13 protein-coding genes and 1 pseudogene are annotated in these 16,509 nt (G+C 74.1%); 8 read left to right on the top strand and 6 right to left on the bottom strand.

Translation table 11 applies throughout. The features are described 5' to 3' along the window. Positions 1–311 precede the first annotated feature (311 nt). Positions 312–1,604, top strand: a complete 1,293-nt coding sequence (locus tag ABEB09_RS24310; protein ID WP_345692031.1) for an NAD(P)/FAD-dependent oxidoreductase — start codon at positions 312–314, stop codon at positions 1,602–1,604. 1,014 nt (positions 1,605–2,618) lie between these two features. On the opposite strand, the gene ABEB09_RS24305 is transcribed toward ABEB09_RS24310, so the two are convergent. Then, positions 2,619–4,175: an NsdA family TPR-like regulatory protein gene (locus ABEB09_RS24305; RefSeq protein ID WP_345692030.1), complete on the bottom strand. Its 1,557-nt coding sequence runs from the start codon at positions 4,173–4,175 to the stop codon at positions 2,619–2,621. 265 nt (positions 4,176–4,440) lie between these two features. Here ABEB09_RS24305 and lipB point away from each other — a divergent pair, with 265 nt between their 5' ends. From lipB to ABEB09_RS24285, 4 genes are all read left to right on the top strand, one after another. Further along, the gene (gene lipB, locus ABEB09_RS24300) at positions 4,441–5,280 is read left to right on the top strand and encodes a lipoyl(octanoyl) transferase LipB (protein WP_345694068.1); all 840 of its coding nucleotides are present in this window, start codon (positions 4,441–4,443) and stop codon (positions 5,278–5,280) included. Positions 5,281–5,414: 134 nt separating this feature from the next. Then, on the top strand, positions 5,415–6,383 hold the full coding sequence (gene lipA / locus ABEB09_RS24295; protein ID WP_345692029.1) for a lipoyl synthase: 969 nt from the start codon (positions 5,415–5,417) through the stop codon (positions 6,381–6,383). 262 nt (positions 6,384–6,645) lie between these two features. Beyond that, positions 6,646–6,861 carry an SCO2195 family GlnR-regulated protein gene (locus ABEB09_RS24290; RefSeq protein ID WP_345692028.1) on the top strand — a complete coding sequence of 72 codons (216 nt, stop codon included), beginning with the start codon at positions 6,646–6,648 and terminating at the stop codon, positions 6,859–6,861. A gap of 10 nt (positions 6,862–6,871) precedes the next feature. Then, a complete protein-coding gene (locus ABEB09_RS24285; RefSeq protein ID WP_345692027.1) occupies positions 6,872–7,579 on the top strand; it encodes a DUF4191 domain-containing protein in 708 nt (235 codons plus the stop codon). A gap of 65 nt (positions 7,580–7,644) precedes the next feature. Here the strand turns inward: ABEB09_RS24285 and ABEB09_RS24280 are convergent, their stop codons facing one another. Next, positions 7,645–8,115 carry an RDD family protein gene (locus ABEB09_RS24280; RefSeq protein ID WP_345692026.1) on the bottom strand — a complete coding sequence of 157 codons (471 nt, stop codon included), beginning with the start codon at positions 8,113–8,115 and terminating at the stop codon, positions 7,645–7,647. 221 nt (positions 8,116–8,336) lie between these two features. On the opposite strand from ABEB09_RS24280, the gene glnA reads away from it, so the two are divergent. The 3 genes and pseudogenes from glnA to ABEB09_RS35115 all read left to right on the top strand — a co-directional run bounded on the left by glnA (position 8,337) and on the right by ABEB09_RS35115 (position 10,590). Next, a complete protein-coding gene (glnA, locus tag ABEB09_RS24275; RefSeq protein WP_345692025.1) occupies positions 8,337–9,746 on the top strand; it encodes a type I glutamate--ammonia ligase in 1,410 nt (469 codons plus the stop codon). Between the two features lie 248 nt (positions 9,747–9,994). Next, a pseudogene (locus ABEB09_RS35030) lies at positions 9,995–10,513 on the top strand (PASTA domain-containing protein); the annotation flags it as partial. Continuing rightward, the gene (locus ABEB09_RS35115) at positions 10,486–10,590 is read left to right on the top strand and encodes an excalibur calcium-binding domain-containing protein (RefSeq protein ID WP_486389097.1); all 105 of its coding nucleotides are present in this window, start codon (positions 10,486–10,488) and stop codon (positions 10,588–10,590) included. The pseudogene ABEB09_RS35030 and the gene ABEB09_RS35115, both read left to right, overlap by 28 nt. Positions 10,591–10,604: 14 nt before the next feature. Here ABEB09_RS35115 and ABEB09_RS24260 read toward each other — a convergent pair whose 3' ends face one another. The 4 genes from ABEB09_RS24260 to ABEB09_RS24245 all read right to left on the bottom strand — a co-directional run bounded on the left by ABEB09_RS24260 (position 10,605) and on the right by ABEB09_RS24245 (position 16,413). Next, positions 10,605–11,576 carry a helix-turn-helix transcriptional regulator gene (locus tag ABEB09_RS24260; protein ID WP_345692024.1) on the bottom strand — a complete coding sequence of 324 codons (972 nt, stop codon included), beginning with the start codon at positions 11,574–11,576 and terminating at the stop codon, positions 10,605–10,607. 107 nt (positions 11,577–11,683) lie between these two features. Next, positions 11,684–14,701, bottom strand: a complete 3,018-nt coding sequence (locus tag ABEB09_RS24255; protein WP_345692023.1) for a trypsin-like peptidase domain-containing protein — start codon at positions 14,699–14,701, stop codon at positions 11,684–11,686. Between the two features lie 7 nt (positions 14,702–14,708). Beyond that, positions 14,709–15,068, bottom strand: a complete 360-nt coding sequence (locus tag ABEB09_RS24250; RefSeq protein ID WP_345692022.1) for a trypco2 family protein — start codon at positions 15,066–15,068, stop codon at positions 14,709–14,711. 154 nt (positions 15,069–15,222) lie between these two features. Continuing rightward, positions 15,223–16,413: a winged helix DNA-binding domain-containing protein gene (locus ABEB09_RS24245; protein WP_345692021.1), complete on the bottom strand. Its 1,191-nt coding sequence runs from the start codon at positions 16,411–16,413 to the stop codon at positions 15,223–15,225. Positions 16,414–16,509: the final 96 nt, after the last annotated feature.

The raw sequence follows: 16,509 nt of genomic DNA, 5'->3' as shown, positions 1-16,509 counted from the left end.
GCAGTGTCTGCGTCGCGGCGTAGGTGCGACCGGTCCCGCGTCCACGGACGCCCTCTGCGCGGCCCCCTCGCACCCGGCCGCTGCTCGTGGCGGGCCCGCGCGACGTGAAGCCGCGGAGCAGCACGCGTGTGCGACCTCCGTGCTTCGGTGTACCCCCGTGCGCGCGACTGCCCCGCGGCCCCGGGCCGGCCCTACGCTCGGTTGCCGCTCGGGTGCCACTCCGGACGCTCGGGTCCCGAACTCGGGCATTCCGGAGGCCCGTCCAGGGCATGAGCCACCCACGCACCGAACCGTCACCCGGGGAGGGTCACGTGCTCAGTACCGCAGATCACGCGGACGTCGTCATCGTCGGAGCCGGGCTCGCGGGGCTGTCCGCGGCTCACCAGCTGACCAGCGCCGGACTGACGGTCCGGGTACTGGAGGCCGCTCCACAGGTCGGCGGGCGGATGGCCACCGACCAGGTCGACGGGTTCCGGCTGGACCGCATCGGGCAGCTGCTCAACACGTCGTACCCCGAGCTCCACCGCACCCCGGGCCTCGACCCGGGTGCGCTGCGCAGGTTCCAGCCCGGCGTGCTGGTGCACAGCGGGGGACGGCTGCACCGGACGGGCGAGGTGCGGGGCGGCGCCCGCTCGGCGCTCACCCGGGCGCGGGCCCTGGCGAGCGGGCCGCGCCCGCTGGACCAGGCGCGGCTGGGCGCGTCGCTGGCCCGCCTGGCCGGGACCCCGACCGAGCGGCTCCTGGCGCGCCGGGAGCGGCCGGCGCTGGAGGCGCTGACGGCGCGGGGGCTTCCGGCCCGCACTGTAGGAACGTTCCTGCGCCCGCTGCTCTCGGCGCTGTTGAGCGACCCGGACCTGACCACGTCGAGCCGCTGCGCGGATCTGGCGCTGCGCGGGTTCGCGCGGGGCAGGCTGTGCGTGCCGGCGGGGGGCGCGGTGACGCTGCCGCAGCGGATGGCAGCGGCGCTCCCGCCCGGCACGGTACGGACCGGGGTGCGGGTGAAGGACGCGTCGATCAGCCGGGTGTTGACGGCGGAGCACGGGGAGTTCACGTGCCGGTCCCTGGTCGTGGCGACCGGGGCGCGCGCCGCGGCGGAGCTGCTGCCGGGCCTGCGGGTGCCGGACTTCCACCCGGTGACGGTGCTGCACCACACGGCACGCGTGGCGCCGCTGTCCGCGCCGGTGCTGCTGCTGGACGCCGACCGCTCGGGCCCCGTCTCGCACACGGCGGTGATGAGCGAAGTCGACCCGTCACGGGCACCGAACGGCCGGGCCCTGATCACGTCGACGGTCCTGGGCGCCCCGCCGGACGACCTGGACCGGCGCGTACGGCGGCAGCTGTCCGCGCTGTACGGCACGGGGACCACCGAGTGGGAGCTGCTGGCGGTCCGTCACGACCCGGAAGCCGTCCCGGCCATGCCCCCGCCCCACGACCTGCGCCGCCCGGTACGGCTGCTGGCGGGCCTGTACGTGTGCGGCGACCACCGCGACATGAGCACCCCGCAGGGCGCCCTCCACTCGGGCCACCGCGCGGCCCACGCCATCCTCCGCGACCTGGGCCTCCCGCCGGCCCACCCGACGACCCGCTTGGAGGCCGCGGCCTGACGGCCCGCGCCACTGGCGGTGCAGACGCCGGTCCCCGAGCTGGCGGCTCCGGCCAATGGCCCGTCCCGACGGGGCGGAGCCCGCACCGGGGCGGCCTCCGGGCGGCTCGGACGGCCCCTGGGGGAGCCGTACCGGGCTCGAGCGTCGGGCCCCGGAGGGGGAACGGGGCCGGCGAGCGGCCGGTACGCAGGGGGTCGGAGCCCACACCGGGGGGCGGGGGCTCCGGACGGCCCCGGGGGGAGGGCCGCACCGGCCCGCGCGTCGGCCCGGAAGGGACCGGCCCGGCGAGCGGCCGGTGTCCAGGGGGGCGGAGCCCACACCGGGGGCGCGGCTCCGGCCAGTGCCCGCTCTCCACGGGGCGGAGCCCGTACCCGGGCGCCGGGTTCAGGACGGCCACCGGGGGCCGTACCGGCTCGGGCGTCGGGCCCCGGAAGGGGAATGGGGGCGGCGAGCGGCCGGTGTCCAGGGGCGCCCACGGCGGGGGGCCGGGCTCCGGACGGCCACCGGGGGGAGGCCGTACCGGCCCGCGCGTCGGGCCCCGGAAGGGGAACGGGGGCGGCGAGCGGCCGGTGTCCAGGGGCGCCCACGGCGGGGGGCCGGGCTCCGGACGGCCACCGGGGGGAGGCCGTACCGGCCCGCGCGTCGGGCCCCGGAAGGGGAACGGGGGCGGCGAGCGGCCGGTGTCCAGGGGGGCGGAGCCCATGCCGGGGGGCGGGCTCCGGGGGGCTCGGGCGGGGACGGTCACCGGGGGGAGACCGTCCCCGGCCGGGTGACGCCGCCGGGCCCGTGTGCGCCCCGGGAGCACCAGGGGGCTTCCGGGGCGCAGGGGGCGCGTGAGGCGGGGGCTCGAGGCAACGGATCCACCGGCGTCCGGCCGGGCCTCAGCGCCCCGCGTCGGTGTCCCGGGAGAACGGGGGGCTCCCGGGACACCGACGCGGAGGCCGAGCGGCCGGGCAAGCCCCGCAGCGCCGCGCGGGCAGGACCCGGGGCCGCGGGGACCGGCCGAAGCCCCGGCTACCCGATCGCCGCCACCCGGTCCCGGTACGTGCGGACCGCCGCCGCGTCCCGGTACGGCTCCAAACGGCGCTCGAAGTCGCGGACGTACTCGACCGCGCGGGCCGAGCGCATCTCCGACGCCTGCTGGGCCGCCTCCGCGCCCAGCGCGCACGCCTGGTCCAGTTCGCCGAGGCCGAGGCGGGCCGTGGCGAGGACGACGCGGCAGAAGAGCCTGCTGCGGGCGTACGCCGGCGAGTGCAGTTGGAGGGACCGCTCGGCGTGCTGCGCGGCCGCCCGGTACTGCTGGAGGTCGCGGTGGCAGTGGCCGAACTCGTCGGCGAGCTGCCCCTCGTCGAAGAACCGGGCCCAGTACGGCACGTCGTCGCCCGGGCGGGCGGTTTCCAGGGCCCGCTCGGCACGGACGAGGGACGCGGTGCCGGCCCGTACCTCACCGAGCACGGCGTGCCCGCGCGCCTCGACCGCGTGCAGGAGCGCCTGCACGACCGGCGGCGCCGACGAGCCGATCCCCTGCTGGGCGACCCGCGCCAGCTGGACGGCCTCCCGCCCGTGCCCCAGGTAGACGGCCTGACGGCTCATGGTGACCAGCACGTACGAGCCGTACGCCCGGTCACCCGCCGCCTGCGACAGCCGCAGCGCCTGGACGAAGTACCGCTGGGCCAGGCCGTGCGCGGCGATGTCGTACGACGTCCAGCCGGCGAGCCGGGTCAGGTCCGCGGCCGCCGCGAACAGCCTGCGCCCGGTGGCCTCCCCGTACGTGCCGCGCAGCATCGGCTCGGCCTCGTGCTCCAGGTAGCGGACGAGGGCCTGGCGGGCGTGGCCGCCGCCGTAGGCGTGGTCGAGCGTGCGGAACAGCTCGCCGACGGAGCGCAGGGCGGCGATGTCCCCGCCGGTGACCCGCTGCCCGGGCCCGCGCTCGGTGCCGCCGCGCTGGCGGGGCAGGGAGACGCCGCCGGGCTGCCCCGACGGGCCGCGCCCCTGCGCCGGGACACGCGCCGGGGCGGCGGCGCCCAGGGCCGTACCGGCCGGTGCGGAGGAACCACCGGGGTGTCCGGGGGCGTGCCCGGGCGGGCCGGCGTGCGGGGCGCGCTGCGGGGGCTCGCCCCGGGCGACCCGCTCGTCCGCGCGGCCGATCAGCCAGTCGCGGCTGGGGACGACGAGCCCCGCGGGCGTGAACGCGATCTTGCGCAGTTCCGCGTGGCTGCCCGAGTCCTTGCGCCACAGCCCGCTGACGATGTCGACGGCCTCCTCGGGCGTGGACGCGAACTCCAGGCCCGCGTACACGGGGGCGCAGGCGTCGAGCCCGAGGTCCTGGGCCGACAGCCGCCGTCCGAGGCGGCGCGTGAACACCTCGGCGATCAGCGCGGGCGTGGTGCCGCGCGGCTGCTGCCCGCGCAGCCAGCGGGTGACGGAGGTCTTGTCGTAACGGAGGTCGAGCCCATGCTCGAGGCCGAGCTGGTCCACCCGTCTGGCTAGACCTGCGTTGGAGAATCCGGCTTCGGCGATCAGCGCGGCGAGCTGGCGATTCGGGTTGCGCTGCGGGGGTCGATCCGTCATCAGCTGTGCGGTCTCCTGCCTTCCGGGCCGGGGTGCAGCCCCCTGGAACGGCGCGAATTTAACCGCCGCAGACGCCCATACCGGCACCTTCGCCCCATATTCATCCGATCGTGTGAGGATTGGGGGCGGCGCTGACGGTAGGTGCGAGGGGCACGGAAGCACCCGCCCGTCCGGTGCCACGGCACCCGCCGTACAGTGGCGGGGGCGTGACAGGCGCTTTTCGGGCGCGACAGGCGCTTTTGAGGGAGACGGTGCCGTGAGTGACGTGAGGGAGCCGCGCAGCGAGCTGCGCTTCGTCCACCTGGGCTTCGGCGAGAACGCCGTGGAGTACCAGGAGGCGTGGGACAGGCAGCGCGAGGTGCACGCGGCCCGGTTCGCGGACGAGATCCCGGACACCTGCCTGCTGCTGGAGCACCCGCCCGTGTACACGGCGGGCCGGCGCACCGAGGACGGCGAGCGTCCCCTGGACGGCACGCCGGTGGTGGACGTGGACCGCGGCGGCAAGATCACCTGGCACGGCCCGGGCCAGCTCGTCGGCTATCCGATCCTGAAGCTCCCCCGCCCGGTGGACGTCGTGGCGCATGTCAGGCGGCTGGAGGAGGCCCTGATCCGGGCGGCCGCGGAGTTCGGCGTGGCGACCACGCGGGTCGAGGGCCGCAGCGGCGTGTGGGTGCTGGGCGACCCGGTGGAGCAGCGCCCGGCGTTCGGCGGGCTGTCGCTGGACTTCGACCCGAGGCTGCACGACGAGGAGTTCGACCCGCGGCTGAGCGGCCCCGAGTACGCCCCGTCGAACGCGGGCCAGCGCCGCGAGGACCGCAAGCTGGCGGCGATCGGCATCCGCGTCGCCAAGGGCGTGACGATGCACGGCTTCGCCCTGAACGTGAACCCGGACAACACGTGGTTCGACCGGATCGTGCCCTGCGGCATCCGGGACGCGGGCGTGACGTCCCTGGCGAACGAGCTCGGCCGGGACGTGCCGGTCGCCGAGGTGCTGCCCGTGGTGGAGCGTCATCTGCGGGACGTCCTGGTGAACGCGGACCTGAAGCCGCGGGTGATCGAGACCGCCGCCGCGGCGGCGACCGCGGGCGAGGGGGCCGGAGCCTGACCGACTCCCGGGGGGCCGGGGGCCCGGGCCTCGGGAATGCCTCCCTCTGGCCACGGGTTGGCCAGACGTAAGGCCGCACTTTTATCGGGCGTACCCTGGTGTTCGCCGAAGAATCGAAGTCGTAGGAGCCAGCCGTGTCCGCAGTCGCACCCGACGGACGCAAGATGCTGCGCCTGGAGGTCCGGAACAGCCAGACCCCCATCGAGCGCAAGCCCGAGTGGATCAAGACCCGGGCGAAGATGGGTCCCGAGTACAACGCGCTGCAGAAGCTCGTGAAGAGCGAGGGCCTGCACACGGTCTGCCAGGAAGCGGGCTGTCCGAACATCTTCGAGTGCTGGGAGGACCGCGAGGCGACCTTCCTCATCGGCGGCGACCAGTGCACCCGGCGCTGCGACTTCTGCCAGATCGACACGGGCAAGCCGCAGGCCCTCGACCGTGACGAGCCCCGCCGCGTCGGCGAGTCGGTCGTCACGATGGACCTGAACTACGCCACGATCACCGGCGTCGCGCGCGACGACCTGGAGGACGGCGGCGCCTGGCTGTACGCGGAGACGGTGCGGCAGATCCACGCGATGACGGCGGAGCGCGAGGGCGGCCGGACCAAGGTCGAGCTGCTGATCCCCGACTTCAACGCGGTCCCGGAGCAGCTGGCCGAGGTCTTCTCGTCCCGCCCCGAGGTGCTGGCGCACAACGTGGAGACGGTCCCGCGGATCTTCAAGCGGATCCGCCCGGCGTTCCGCTACGAGCGCTCGCTGGAGGTCATCACCAAGGCCCGCGAGGCCGGTCTGGTGACCAAGTCGAACCTGATCCTCGGCATGGGCGAGACCCGCGAGGAGGTCAGCGAGGCGCTGCGGGACCTGCACGAGGCCGGCTGCGAGCTGATCACCATCACCCAGTACCTGCGCCCGTCGGTGCGCCACCACCCGGTGGAGCGCTGGGTGAAGCCGCAGGAGTTCGTGGAGCTGAAGGAGGAGGCCGACGAGATCGGCTTCTCCGGTGTGATGTCGGGCCCGCTGGTCCGCTCCTCGTACCGCGCGGGCCGGCTGTTCCAGCAGGCGATGGACGCCCGCGGTGCGGCGGCGCAGGCCACGCAGGCCGTGTGAGTTCGGGCACAGGGTGCCTCCGGAGCGGCCCGTACGTCCCCGCAGGCAGCGGGGGTGCACGGGCCGCGCCGTGTTTCACGGGCGCGCGCCCGGCCTTCATGCGCGTTTGACCGGTCGGACATGCCCTGGTAACACCGGTGAGTGACGCTTGTTCCACGCACCGCACACGACCCACCGCCCGGCACCGCCGCCCGGACGCACCGCTCCACCACCCCCCACCTCCCGTAACCGCCGCTCACCCGTTCCGAGGGGGACACCCGCCATGCCGGCCGCGAGTTCGCACGTACGCGCCAACGCCCTCCCGACCGTCACGGGCGCCCTGCGCGCCCTGGAGGCCCTGCTGCTGGGCGCCGGCCAGCGTACGGCCCGCCGCAACGCCTGGACGTCCGTGCTGGAGGACCGGCGCCGGGCCAGGGACCGGGTGGAGGCGCAGCACGTACTGGAGGCCGCGGCGACCCGCGCCCCGTCGGCCACGTAAACTTCAGTGCATGGCGAGGAAGGCAAACTCAGACAGCGCTGACGCTGCTGCGAACCCCGGGCGACTGAAGCAGATCGCCCTGACGTACAAGATGACCCGACGGTCCGACCCGAAGGTCGGTCTTGTCATCGCGGGCGTGGGGATCGTCGTCTTCGGCGCCCTCCTCGGGCTCGGTTTCCTGATCGGGCACCCCGTCTATCTGGGCATCCTGGGCTTCGTCCTCGCGTTCCTCGCGATGGCGATCGTCTTCGGGCGGCGCGCCGAGCGGGCGGCCTTCGGCCAGATGGAGGGCCAGCCGGGCGCGGCGGCCGCCGTGCTGCAGAACGTCGGGCGGGGCTGGACGAGCACTCCGGCGGTGGCGATGAACCGCAGCCAGGACGTGATCCACCGCGCGGTGGGCCGGCCCGGCATCGTGCTGGTGGCCGAGGGCAACCCGAACCGGCTGAAGAGCCTGCTCGCCGCGGAGAAGAAGCGGATGGCCCGGATCGTCGTGGACGTTCCGGTGCACGACATCGTCGTCGGCGACGGCGAGGGCCAGGTGCCGCTGAAGAAGCTCCGTACGACGATGCTCAAGCTGCCGCGGGTCCTCACGGCCGCGCAGGTGACGGCGGCGAACGACCGGCTGCGCGCCATGGGCGACCTGATGAGCAACATGCCGATCCCGAAGGGCCCGATGCCCAAGGGCATGCGGATGCCGCGCGGCGGAAAGATGCGCTGACCGCAGTCGGACACGAGAGGGGCGCCCCGGAATCCGGGGCGCCCCTCTCGCTTGTGCTGTGTCTGTCAGCCGATCCGCACCTGGACGGCGCCGGAGAAGCGGTCGTGGAGGCCGCGGCCGTCGCGGTCCCAGATGAGGGCCGGGACGGCGAGGCAGAGGAGCAGGCTCCGGACGAGGACGCGGCCGATGCCGAGGCGCTCGCCCTCCACGGAGATGACCCGCAGTCCCAGCAGACGCTTGCCGGGTGTGCTGCCGACCGTACCCACGGTGAGCAGGCTGAGCGCGAAGAACAGGGCCAGGGGCCAGTTCTGGAGGCGGGTGACGTCACTGCCCGCGATCAGCCCGTATGCAATCAAGGAGCACAGGGACCAGTCGATGAAGAGGGCGCCGAATCGGCGTCCCAGTGGGGCGATGGCGCCCGGTCCCTGCTCCGGCAGACCGAGCCGTTCGCCCCGGTAGCCGAAGTCGGCGCCCATCTCTTCGGCCGCCGCACGCGGTCCGGAGAGCCACGATCCGATTGCTTGCCTGTTGTCCACCCGTACACGGTACTGCGCCCATTTTCGATCACTACGGCCCGGGTGGCGGTGCCCCTCCCGCACCGGGTGGCACGGCCGCCCCGGTTAACTTGGGCGAAACAAATGGGTCATGCTTGAGAAATGCCTCGTGCCTATGGTCGGGTCCAGCGTGTGGGCACCGCACTGGCCGCACGACCGAGCTACAACCCCGCCCTCCCCCGGGTGGGAGTAGGAGGAGTTGGATGTTCCAGAACGCCGACGAAGCCCAGAAGTTCATCGCGGACAACGACGTCAAGTTCGTCGACGTCCGGTTCTGCGACCTCCCGGGCGTGATGCAGCACTTCACGATCCCGGCGGCGGCTTTCGACCCGGCCGAGGAGCTGGCCTTCGACGGCTCGTCGATCCGCGGTTTCCAGGCCATCCACGAGTCCGACATGGCGCTGCGCGCGGACCTGTCGACGGCCCGCCTGGACCCGTTCCGCCGCGACAAGACGCTGAACATCAACTTCTTCATCCACGACCCGATCACGGGCGAGCAGTACAGCCGTGACCCGCGCAACATCGCCAAGAAGGCGGAGGCGTACCTGGCCTCCACCGGCATCGCGGACACGGCGTTCTTCGGCCCGGAGGCGGAGTTCTACGTCTTCGACTCGGTGCGCTTCAACACCGCCGCGAACGAGGGCTTCTACCACATCGACTCCGAGGCCGGCGCCTGGAACACCGGTGCGATCGAGGACAACCGCGGTTACAAGGTCCGCTACAAGGGCGGCTACTTCCCGGCCCCGCCGGTCGACCACTTCGCCGACCTGCGTGCCGAGATCTCCCTGGAGCTGGAGAAGTCCGGCCTCCAGGTCGAGCGCCAGCACCACGAGGTGGGCACCGCCGGCCAGGCCGAGATCAACTACAAGTTCAACACGCTGCTCGCCGCCGCCGACGACCTGATGCTCTTCAAGTACATCGTGAAGAACGTCGCCTGGCGCAACGGCAAGACCGCGACCTTCATGCCGAAGCCGATCTTCGGCGACAACGGCTCCGGCATGCACGTCCACCAGTCCCTGTGGCTGGGCGGCGAGCCGCTCTTCTACGACGAGGCCGGCTACGCGGGCCTGTCGGACACCGCCCGCTACTACATCGGCGGCATCCTCAAGCACGCCCCGTCCCTCCTGGCCTTCACGAACCCGACGGTGAACTCGTACCACCGCCTGGTCCCGGGCTTCGAGGCCCCGGTGAACCTCGTGTACTCGCAGCGCAACCGCTCCGCCGCGATGCGTATCCCGATCACGGGCTCGAACCCGAAGGCCAAGCGCGTCGAGTTCCGCGCGCCGGACCCGTCCTCCAACCCGTACCTGGCCTTCTCGGCCCTCCTCCTCGCGGGCCTGGACGGCATCAAGAACAAGATCGAGCCGGCCGAGCCGATCGACAAGGACCTGTACGAGCTGGCCCCCGAGGAGCACGCGGGCGTCCCCCAGGTCCCGACCGACCTGGCCTCCGTCCTCAACGCCCTGGAGGAGGACAACGAGTACCTCCAGGCGGGTGGCGTCTTCACGGCCGACCTGATCGAGACGTGGATCGACTACAAGCGCACGAAGGAGATCGCGCCGATCCAGCTGCGTCCGCACCCGCACGAGTTCGAGCTGTACTTCGACATCTGAGTCGAATCCTGGCATCGAGTGATGGCCGCCACCCGCACGGGTGGCGGCCATCGCCGTTCTCCGGGCACGGACTTTGTCGCCGTACCCGCCCGTAGCGTCCGGTGGCGCCGGTATGTTGAGCGCTTCTCGTCACAGGTTCTTCACAAGAGGAGCGCGCTTTGAGTACGTCGCCCTACGGGCAGCCGGTGCCGCCGCAGCAGTCGGAGCAGTTCACGGCGACGCACAAGACCGTCCTCGGCTGCGGTGGGATGGTTGCCGTTCTCCTCGTCGTCGGCCTGGTCGCCGCCGCCTGTTCGCCCGACCCCGAGGTGAGGACGAAGAACGTTCCCGGGCCCACGGTCACCGTCACCCGGACCGTCACGGCCACGCCCTCGGGCACCGCGCCGCCCGCGTTGACGATGCCCGGCCTGGTGGGGGACACCGTCGCCTCCCTGCCGTCCGTGGTGGAGGCGCGGCACACCGTCAAGGTGCTCAGCGTCTTCAGCGACGGCTCTCCTCCCGCCTCCGCGGGCGAGCAGAAGGTCTGTTTCCAGGATCCGGCCGCGAACACCGCGCTGGCCGAAGGGTCGGCGATCACCCTGTACGTCATCGACCGGGCGCAGAAGTGCCCTCCCGGCTACGGGAAGCCCAAGGCCAGGCCGAGGCCCACCCCCACTCCCACGCCCACCCCCACGCGGGACGCGGTCGACGACTCGTCCTCCGCCACGTCGGGCGGTTCCGGCAGCGCCTACTACGCGAACTGCTCCGCGGCACGCGCTGCCGGAGCCGCGCCTCTGCACCGAGGGGAGCCGGGTACCGCTCCGGCCTCGACCGGGACAACGACGGTGTGGCCTGCGACAGCTGATACCCGCGGTGCGCTCAGTCGTACAGCGCCGCCAGCGACCGTGCCGTCGTCGCCAGGCGGGCGCGCAGGGCGGGCGGGTGCAGGACCTCCACGTGGGCGCCCAGGGCGAGGAGTTGGCTCTCCGCGTGGGTGAGGCTCTCGATCGGGATGAGGGCGCGGCGCCAGCCGCCGGGGTGCTCCTCCTCACCCGCCTCGGCCGCCTCGGCCACCGCCGGTGGTGCCAGCTCACGGAGCCGCGCCAGTCCGGGCGGAGAGATGCGGATCTCCGCCTCGCCCTGCCACAGTCGCTCCTGGAGTTCGGCCGTGTGCGTCCGCCAGTAGGTGGCCAGGTCGAAGTCCGCGGGCGGAGTGAACGCCTCGTCCAAGGGGTGCAGCTCCAGGATCCGGCTGATCCGGTAGGTGCGGGGTGCGCCGCCGCCGGCGTGCGCCACCACGTACCACCGCCCGGCCTTGAGCACGATCCCGTACGGTTCGAGGCGCCGCTCCACGACCTCCGGGGCGTCCCAGCGGCGGTAGCGGACGCGGACCGCCCTCCGCCGCCATACCGCGGACGCCACCGCCGGCAGGTACGGAGCCTCGTCCGCCTCCCGGTACCACCCCGGTGCGTCGAGGTGGAAGCGCTCGCGGACGCGCCTGGCCTGCCGGCGCAGCTCGGCCGGCAGCGCGGCTTCCAGCTTCAGCTCGGCCGCGGCCAGCACCGAGCCCAGGCCCAGCTGCGCCGCCGGGCCCGGCAGCCCGGCCAGGAACACCGCCTCGGCCTCGGCGGCCGTCAGCCCGGTCAGGCGGGTGCGGTAGCCGTCGACCAGGGCGAAGCCGCCGCCGTGACCGGGCTCGCCGAACACCGGGACGCCCGCGGCGATCAGCGACTCCACGTCCCGGTAGACCGTGCGCACCGACACCTCCAGCTCCGCCGCGAGTTCGGTGGCCGTCAGCCGGCCGCGGTTCTGCAGGAGCAGGAGGAGGGAGAGCAGTCGGCCGGCGCGCATGCCGGGACGGTACTCCGGTCCACTGACAGCCGCTGTCAGTGGACCGGTCCCCGCCTCCGCGCAGGGACCGAAGCACCGGTCTGGCTTCCTGACCGGCACGTACGACCTCACGCGTCGCGCAGGCGGCGGGCGTGGGTGAGGAGCCAGGCGCGGTCCACCACCTCGACGTTGCCGCCCAGGGCTTCGGCGGCTCGGGTCAGGGCGGCGGCGGCCGTCGTCCTGTCGGGCAGCGAGCGGGCGGCGTCCGCCAGGGCCTGTGCGGCTGTCGCCTCCTCCGCGCCGGCGATCCGGAGGGACACCGACGCGCGTTCGGCGGACTCGGCGGCCCGCTCGTACCGGCCGTCGCACCAGTAGGCCCACGCCAGGTTGCAGAGGCAGACGCCCTCGGCACGCGGGTTCTCCGTGCGCGAGGCCTCGTCGAGGGCCTCTTCGAGCATGGTCACGGCCTCGGCCGTGCGCTCCAGGCCCAGCAGGGCGAGTCCCTGGGCGTTCAGGGCGTTGTTGATGCCCTCCGGGATGCCGGCCGCCCGGTAGGCGCGGATGGTGAGGTCGCCGGAGGCGATCGTCTCCTCCCAGCGGCCCAGGGTCAGCAGGGCGACCGTGCGGGCGTTGCCCGCGCGGGCCTCGGTGAGGAGGTCGCCGGAGGCGCGCCCGAGTGCGCTCAGCCGGTCGGCCTGCGCGAGGGCCTTCTCGCCCTCGCGCAGGTAGCTGTGCGTGAGGCTGAGGGAGAGGATCGCGTGCACCTCGTGTTCGGTGTCGCCGAGTTGATGGGCCAGGTCGGCGGCCCGGGCCAGCGGCTCCACCGAGGCGTCGAGCCGGCCCAGCTGCCGGTGGGCGTCGCCCAGGCCGAACAGGGCGTTCTGCAGGGCGCGCCGGTCGCCGAGGCGCTGTGCCAGGTCGGCCGCCTCGGTGAACAGGGCGACGGCGTGCTCCATCGGGCCCGCGGTCAGCCGGGCGTGCCCGAAGGCGCCGACGTGGGCGAGCCTCGCCCGGTCGTCGCCGATCCGGCCGTCGACGGTGAGGTGCATCGAGAGCGCGCCGAGCACGGAGCCGTGCCAGACCATCCACTCGCTGATCCCGCTGAGGACCATCGCGGCGTCGTCGACGTCCCCGGCGCGCACCAGGTGGTCGAACTGCCGGCGGTACGGCTGGACGTCGTCCACGGACCGCCAGGCCGAGCGGGGCGGGGCGAGGTTCGCGTACCAGTCGGCGATCCGCCGTTCCACGGCCCGGCGGCCCATCGCGCCGTGCGCCGGCATCTCGCCGTAGGCCAGGTCGGCGTCCATCGGGTGCAGCGCGAAGGTGCGGCTCGGCCGGTCCACGGACAGCAGGTGGACCCGCACGAGGTGGGACAGGATCGGGGGGACGTCGAGAGCCGGGTCGAGGCCGCCGACGATCGTGGCGACCGTCTCGCGCGACACGGGGGTGCGCAGCGCCGCCAGGACGCCCAGGACGGCGCGGCTGCCGGGGTCGAGGCGGCGGTAGCGGTCCTGGGCGAGGCCGGCGACGACGTCCCGGCGCTGGGCGTAGTTCTCCAGGACGTCCTGGAGGCTCGGCAGGTCCAGGGCGTCGTCGGCCATGGCGCCCACCAGGAGTTCGAGGGCGCGCGGGACGCCGTGGACGCGGACCGCCGCCCGCAGCAGTTCCTCGTCGGACAGCTCCGCGATGCCGAGGCCGCCGTCCCGGTCCAGTTCCCGCAGCAGCGCGGCGGACTCGGCGGGCCGCAGCCCTTCGGACAGGTCGACCTGGGCGACGAAGCGCCGCAGCTCGGGCGCGAGCCGTACCGGCACCTGCGTCGTGACGAGGAGGCGCGGGGTGGACCGGGCCCGGAAGAGGCAGTCGAGGAAGACCGACAGTTCCTCGTCCTGGACGCGGCCGTCGTCGTGGAGGAGGTCCTCGAAGTTGTCCATCAGGATGACGTAGAGCCGGTCGCCCATCGCGGCGAACAGCTCGTCGAGCTTGTCGCGTACGGGGAGTGGGGCGGCCCACACGTCGCGCAGCCGGCCCAGCCGGTCCGGGCCGAGCAGCTGGGCGCAGTCGAAGTAGAGCCGCTCCAGGGAGATGCCCGACGTGCGCGTGCTGAGGTTGACGAGGCCGGCGGGTGGCGGCGCCTGGGCGTGGCCCGGCCACTCGCCCCGGTCGAGGAGGTCCATGACCTTGGCGGCGAGCGCGCTCTTGCCCATGCCGCGCCGTCCGGTGACCGTCACCATGCGGACGGCCGGGTCGGCGAGGTGGCGGCCGATCGTGTCGAGTTCGCGGGTGCGGTTCTTGAACAGCTCGATGCCGTGCGCGACGGGCAGCCCGATGACCCTGGGGGCCGGCCGGGCGGCTTCCCGGGTGTCGTCGTGGCGCTGCCGCGGCACCACGGGGGCGGATCCGGCCGGCTCGGCTCCGGCTTCGGGGAGCGCCGCCGGGTCGTCGATCCCCAGCAGTTGGGCCAGTTCGGCCCGGTACGGTGCGTCGGCGGGGCGCAGGGCGTGGTCGATACGGGCCGCGGTCAGCCGGCCGGATCCCTCCCAGCGGTGGTGTTCGGCGACCACGCCGACGATGCGGGTCCCCGCCCAGACCGCCGCGCCGGACATCCCGGCCCAGGGTGACGCCTGCGGGTCGGGGTCGGCTCCCGCCGGTGCGACGGTGATCTCCAAGGTGCCGGTGCGGAGGTTGGAGAGCGCCGCCACGGTGCCGTCGGTCTGGTGCAGTTCGCGGAACCGCCCCCCGTCCGGACGGCGGCGCTGTTTCCACAGCGGGAACCCGGCGGCGTGCACGGCGATCACGGCGTGGTGGTCCTCGGTGATGCGCCCGAAGCTCGCCGGTGCGGCGGCGGGGGCGTCCTGCGGCGGTACGACGGTCAGGACGGCCACGTCCGCCTCGCTGTCCGTCCAGGCCACCGTGGCGGGCACGATCCACTGTCCGGGGCGGTCCGCGTCGAACCGGACCTTCACCTCTCCGGCGCCGTCCACCACGTGGGCGGCGGTCAGCACGGCGGTGTCGGTGACCCGGTAGCCGGAGCCGCGCCGCCCGCCGGACGGGGTGGTGACGATGACCTCCGCGATGCGGTGCGGGTCCAGTCCGCCGTCGGCCGACGGGGACGCCACCGCGCGTCGTGACGGGTCCGGTCGGGTCACCGCCGGGTCAGTCCTCACCGGGCAGCTCGGCGCCGGAGATCAGCGCCGGCCGGTCCGGAAGGTCCGCGCGGACCGGCTGCAGCGTCAGCGTGATCCTCTGCGTGGCCGTGGTCGCCCGCCGCGCGGTGGCGCCTGCGTCGAACACCCAGAACCGCACCTTGGCCCCGGGCTCGCGGCTGCGCTCCACCCCGACGGTCAGCTCCAGTTCGATCCGCTCCGCCTCGAAGCGCAGGTCGCTGTCCTCGCCCGCCGCCATGGCGCGGCTCAGCTCCTCGCGCAGCTGCGCGATCATGTCCGCCAACTCGACCGCGTCGTCCACCGGCAGGTCCCCCATCGACTCCTCGCAGCCGCATACGGGCCGCGTCACGTCATCAGCCGTCGCCCGGGGTGGTCCCCCTCCCCGCTCGAACGGCTGAACATCAGGCCCGAGCATATCGGGGGCGACCCGGCGGGATCCTCCTCGAATTCCGTTGGGGGCAGGGGTGGTTGCTTCGGCGGTCGTCGGGGAGCCGGTGGCGTCGTCAGGCCGACAGTTCGCGTTCCAGCGGGGTGCGGAAGCGGGGCGTGACGCGGGTGCCGTCCAGCCAGGCGTGGAGGCGGGCCGCCTCCGCCTCGACGGCCTTCCGTGCCTCCGTGCCGGGGTCGGTGAGGAGCCGCCAGACCGGTTCGCCGTCCGGGCGCTGGGCCCAGGCGCCGATGGCGCGGCCGTTCCACCAGACCGTGGGGCCGATGTTGCCGCTGCGGTCGAAGAGGGCCGGGCGGTGGGCCGGGTCGAGGTACCAGTCCCGTTCCTGCCAGCCCATGGGCGTGGGGTCCAGGGCCGGGAGGAACGCCGCCCAGGGGGCGGGCGGTTCGGTGGACTCCGTGTCGTCGGGCAGTACGTGGCCGGTCCTGCCCCCGTCCAGGTCCACCTCCACCGCCTCGACGGCCTTCAGCGCCCTGCGGACGTCGGTGACCCGCCAGCCCGTCCACCACGTGAGGTCCGCCTCCGTGGCCGGGCCGTGCGAGGCCAGCCAGTACCGGGTCAGGGCCGCCTGGGCCTCGTGCGGCGGGATGTCCGGGAGCGGCGGCGCGATGGCCCAGCGGAACTGGCTCGACGTCCAGCTCCCGAGCGGTCTGCCCCGTACGACGCGGGCCTCGGTGCCGAGGAGGCGCAGCAGCCGGGACGAGACCGTCTGGCGCTGCTCGTAGGTGGTGCCGGGCGCGTAGACGAACTGTTCGCGCAGGCGCGGCTCGTCCCGGGCCAGTTCGGTGGCCGTCGCCTCGCCGCGACGGGCGAGGGCGGCGAGGGTGGAGCGCTCGACGTCCGCCAGCCACTCGGCGTCGAGCGTGCTGCCGGCCGTCAAGTGCTTGACGAGCGTGGCGCGTTCGCGTGCGGCCACCGCGTGCGTGGTGGACGACTGGACCACCGGGGCGAGGGGGGCGGGGAACACGAAGACCGTGTGCCGCATGCCGTGCATACGGATCAGGCTGCGGTCCTCGTACAGCGCCCGCTCCATGGCCGCGACCGGGCCGCGCGGGGCGGCCTCGTCGCTAAGACGGGCGCCCGCCGCCAGGTGCACGGTCGCCGGGTCGGTGCCGTGCAGGGCGGTGAGCGAGGCCGCGACCTCCTCGACCGTGGCCGCGCGCGACGCGGGCGCCAGGTGGTGGCGGACGGCCAGGCGGGCTCGCCGTTCGTCGGCGGTGATCCGGGGGCGGCGCGCGGGGCTCATGAGGAGACCGTAACGCCCGGTGTGTGCCACGGCCGCCCCGCCGGTCGTCGGTCGTCCGGGCGTCGGTCGTTCGGGCGTCGGTCGTGACGCGGCGGG

Source organism: Streptomyces coeruleoprunus, from assembly GCF_039542925.1.
GTDB classification, from domain to species: domain Bacteria; phylum Actinomycetota; class Actinomycetes; order Streptomycetales; family Streptomycetaceae; genus Streptomyces; species Streptomyces coeruleoprunus.
Note: the sequence above shows the minus strand (reverse complement) of the source record. Positions and strands in the feature narration are given on the sequence as shown.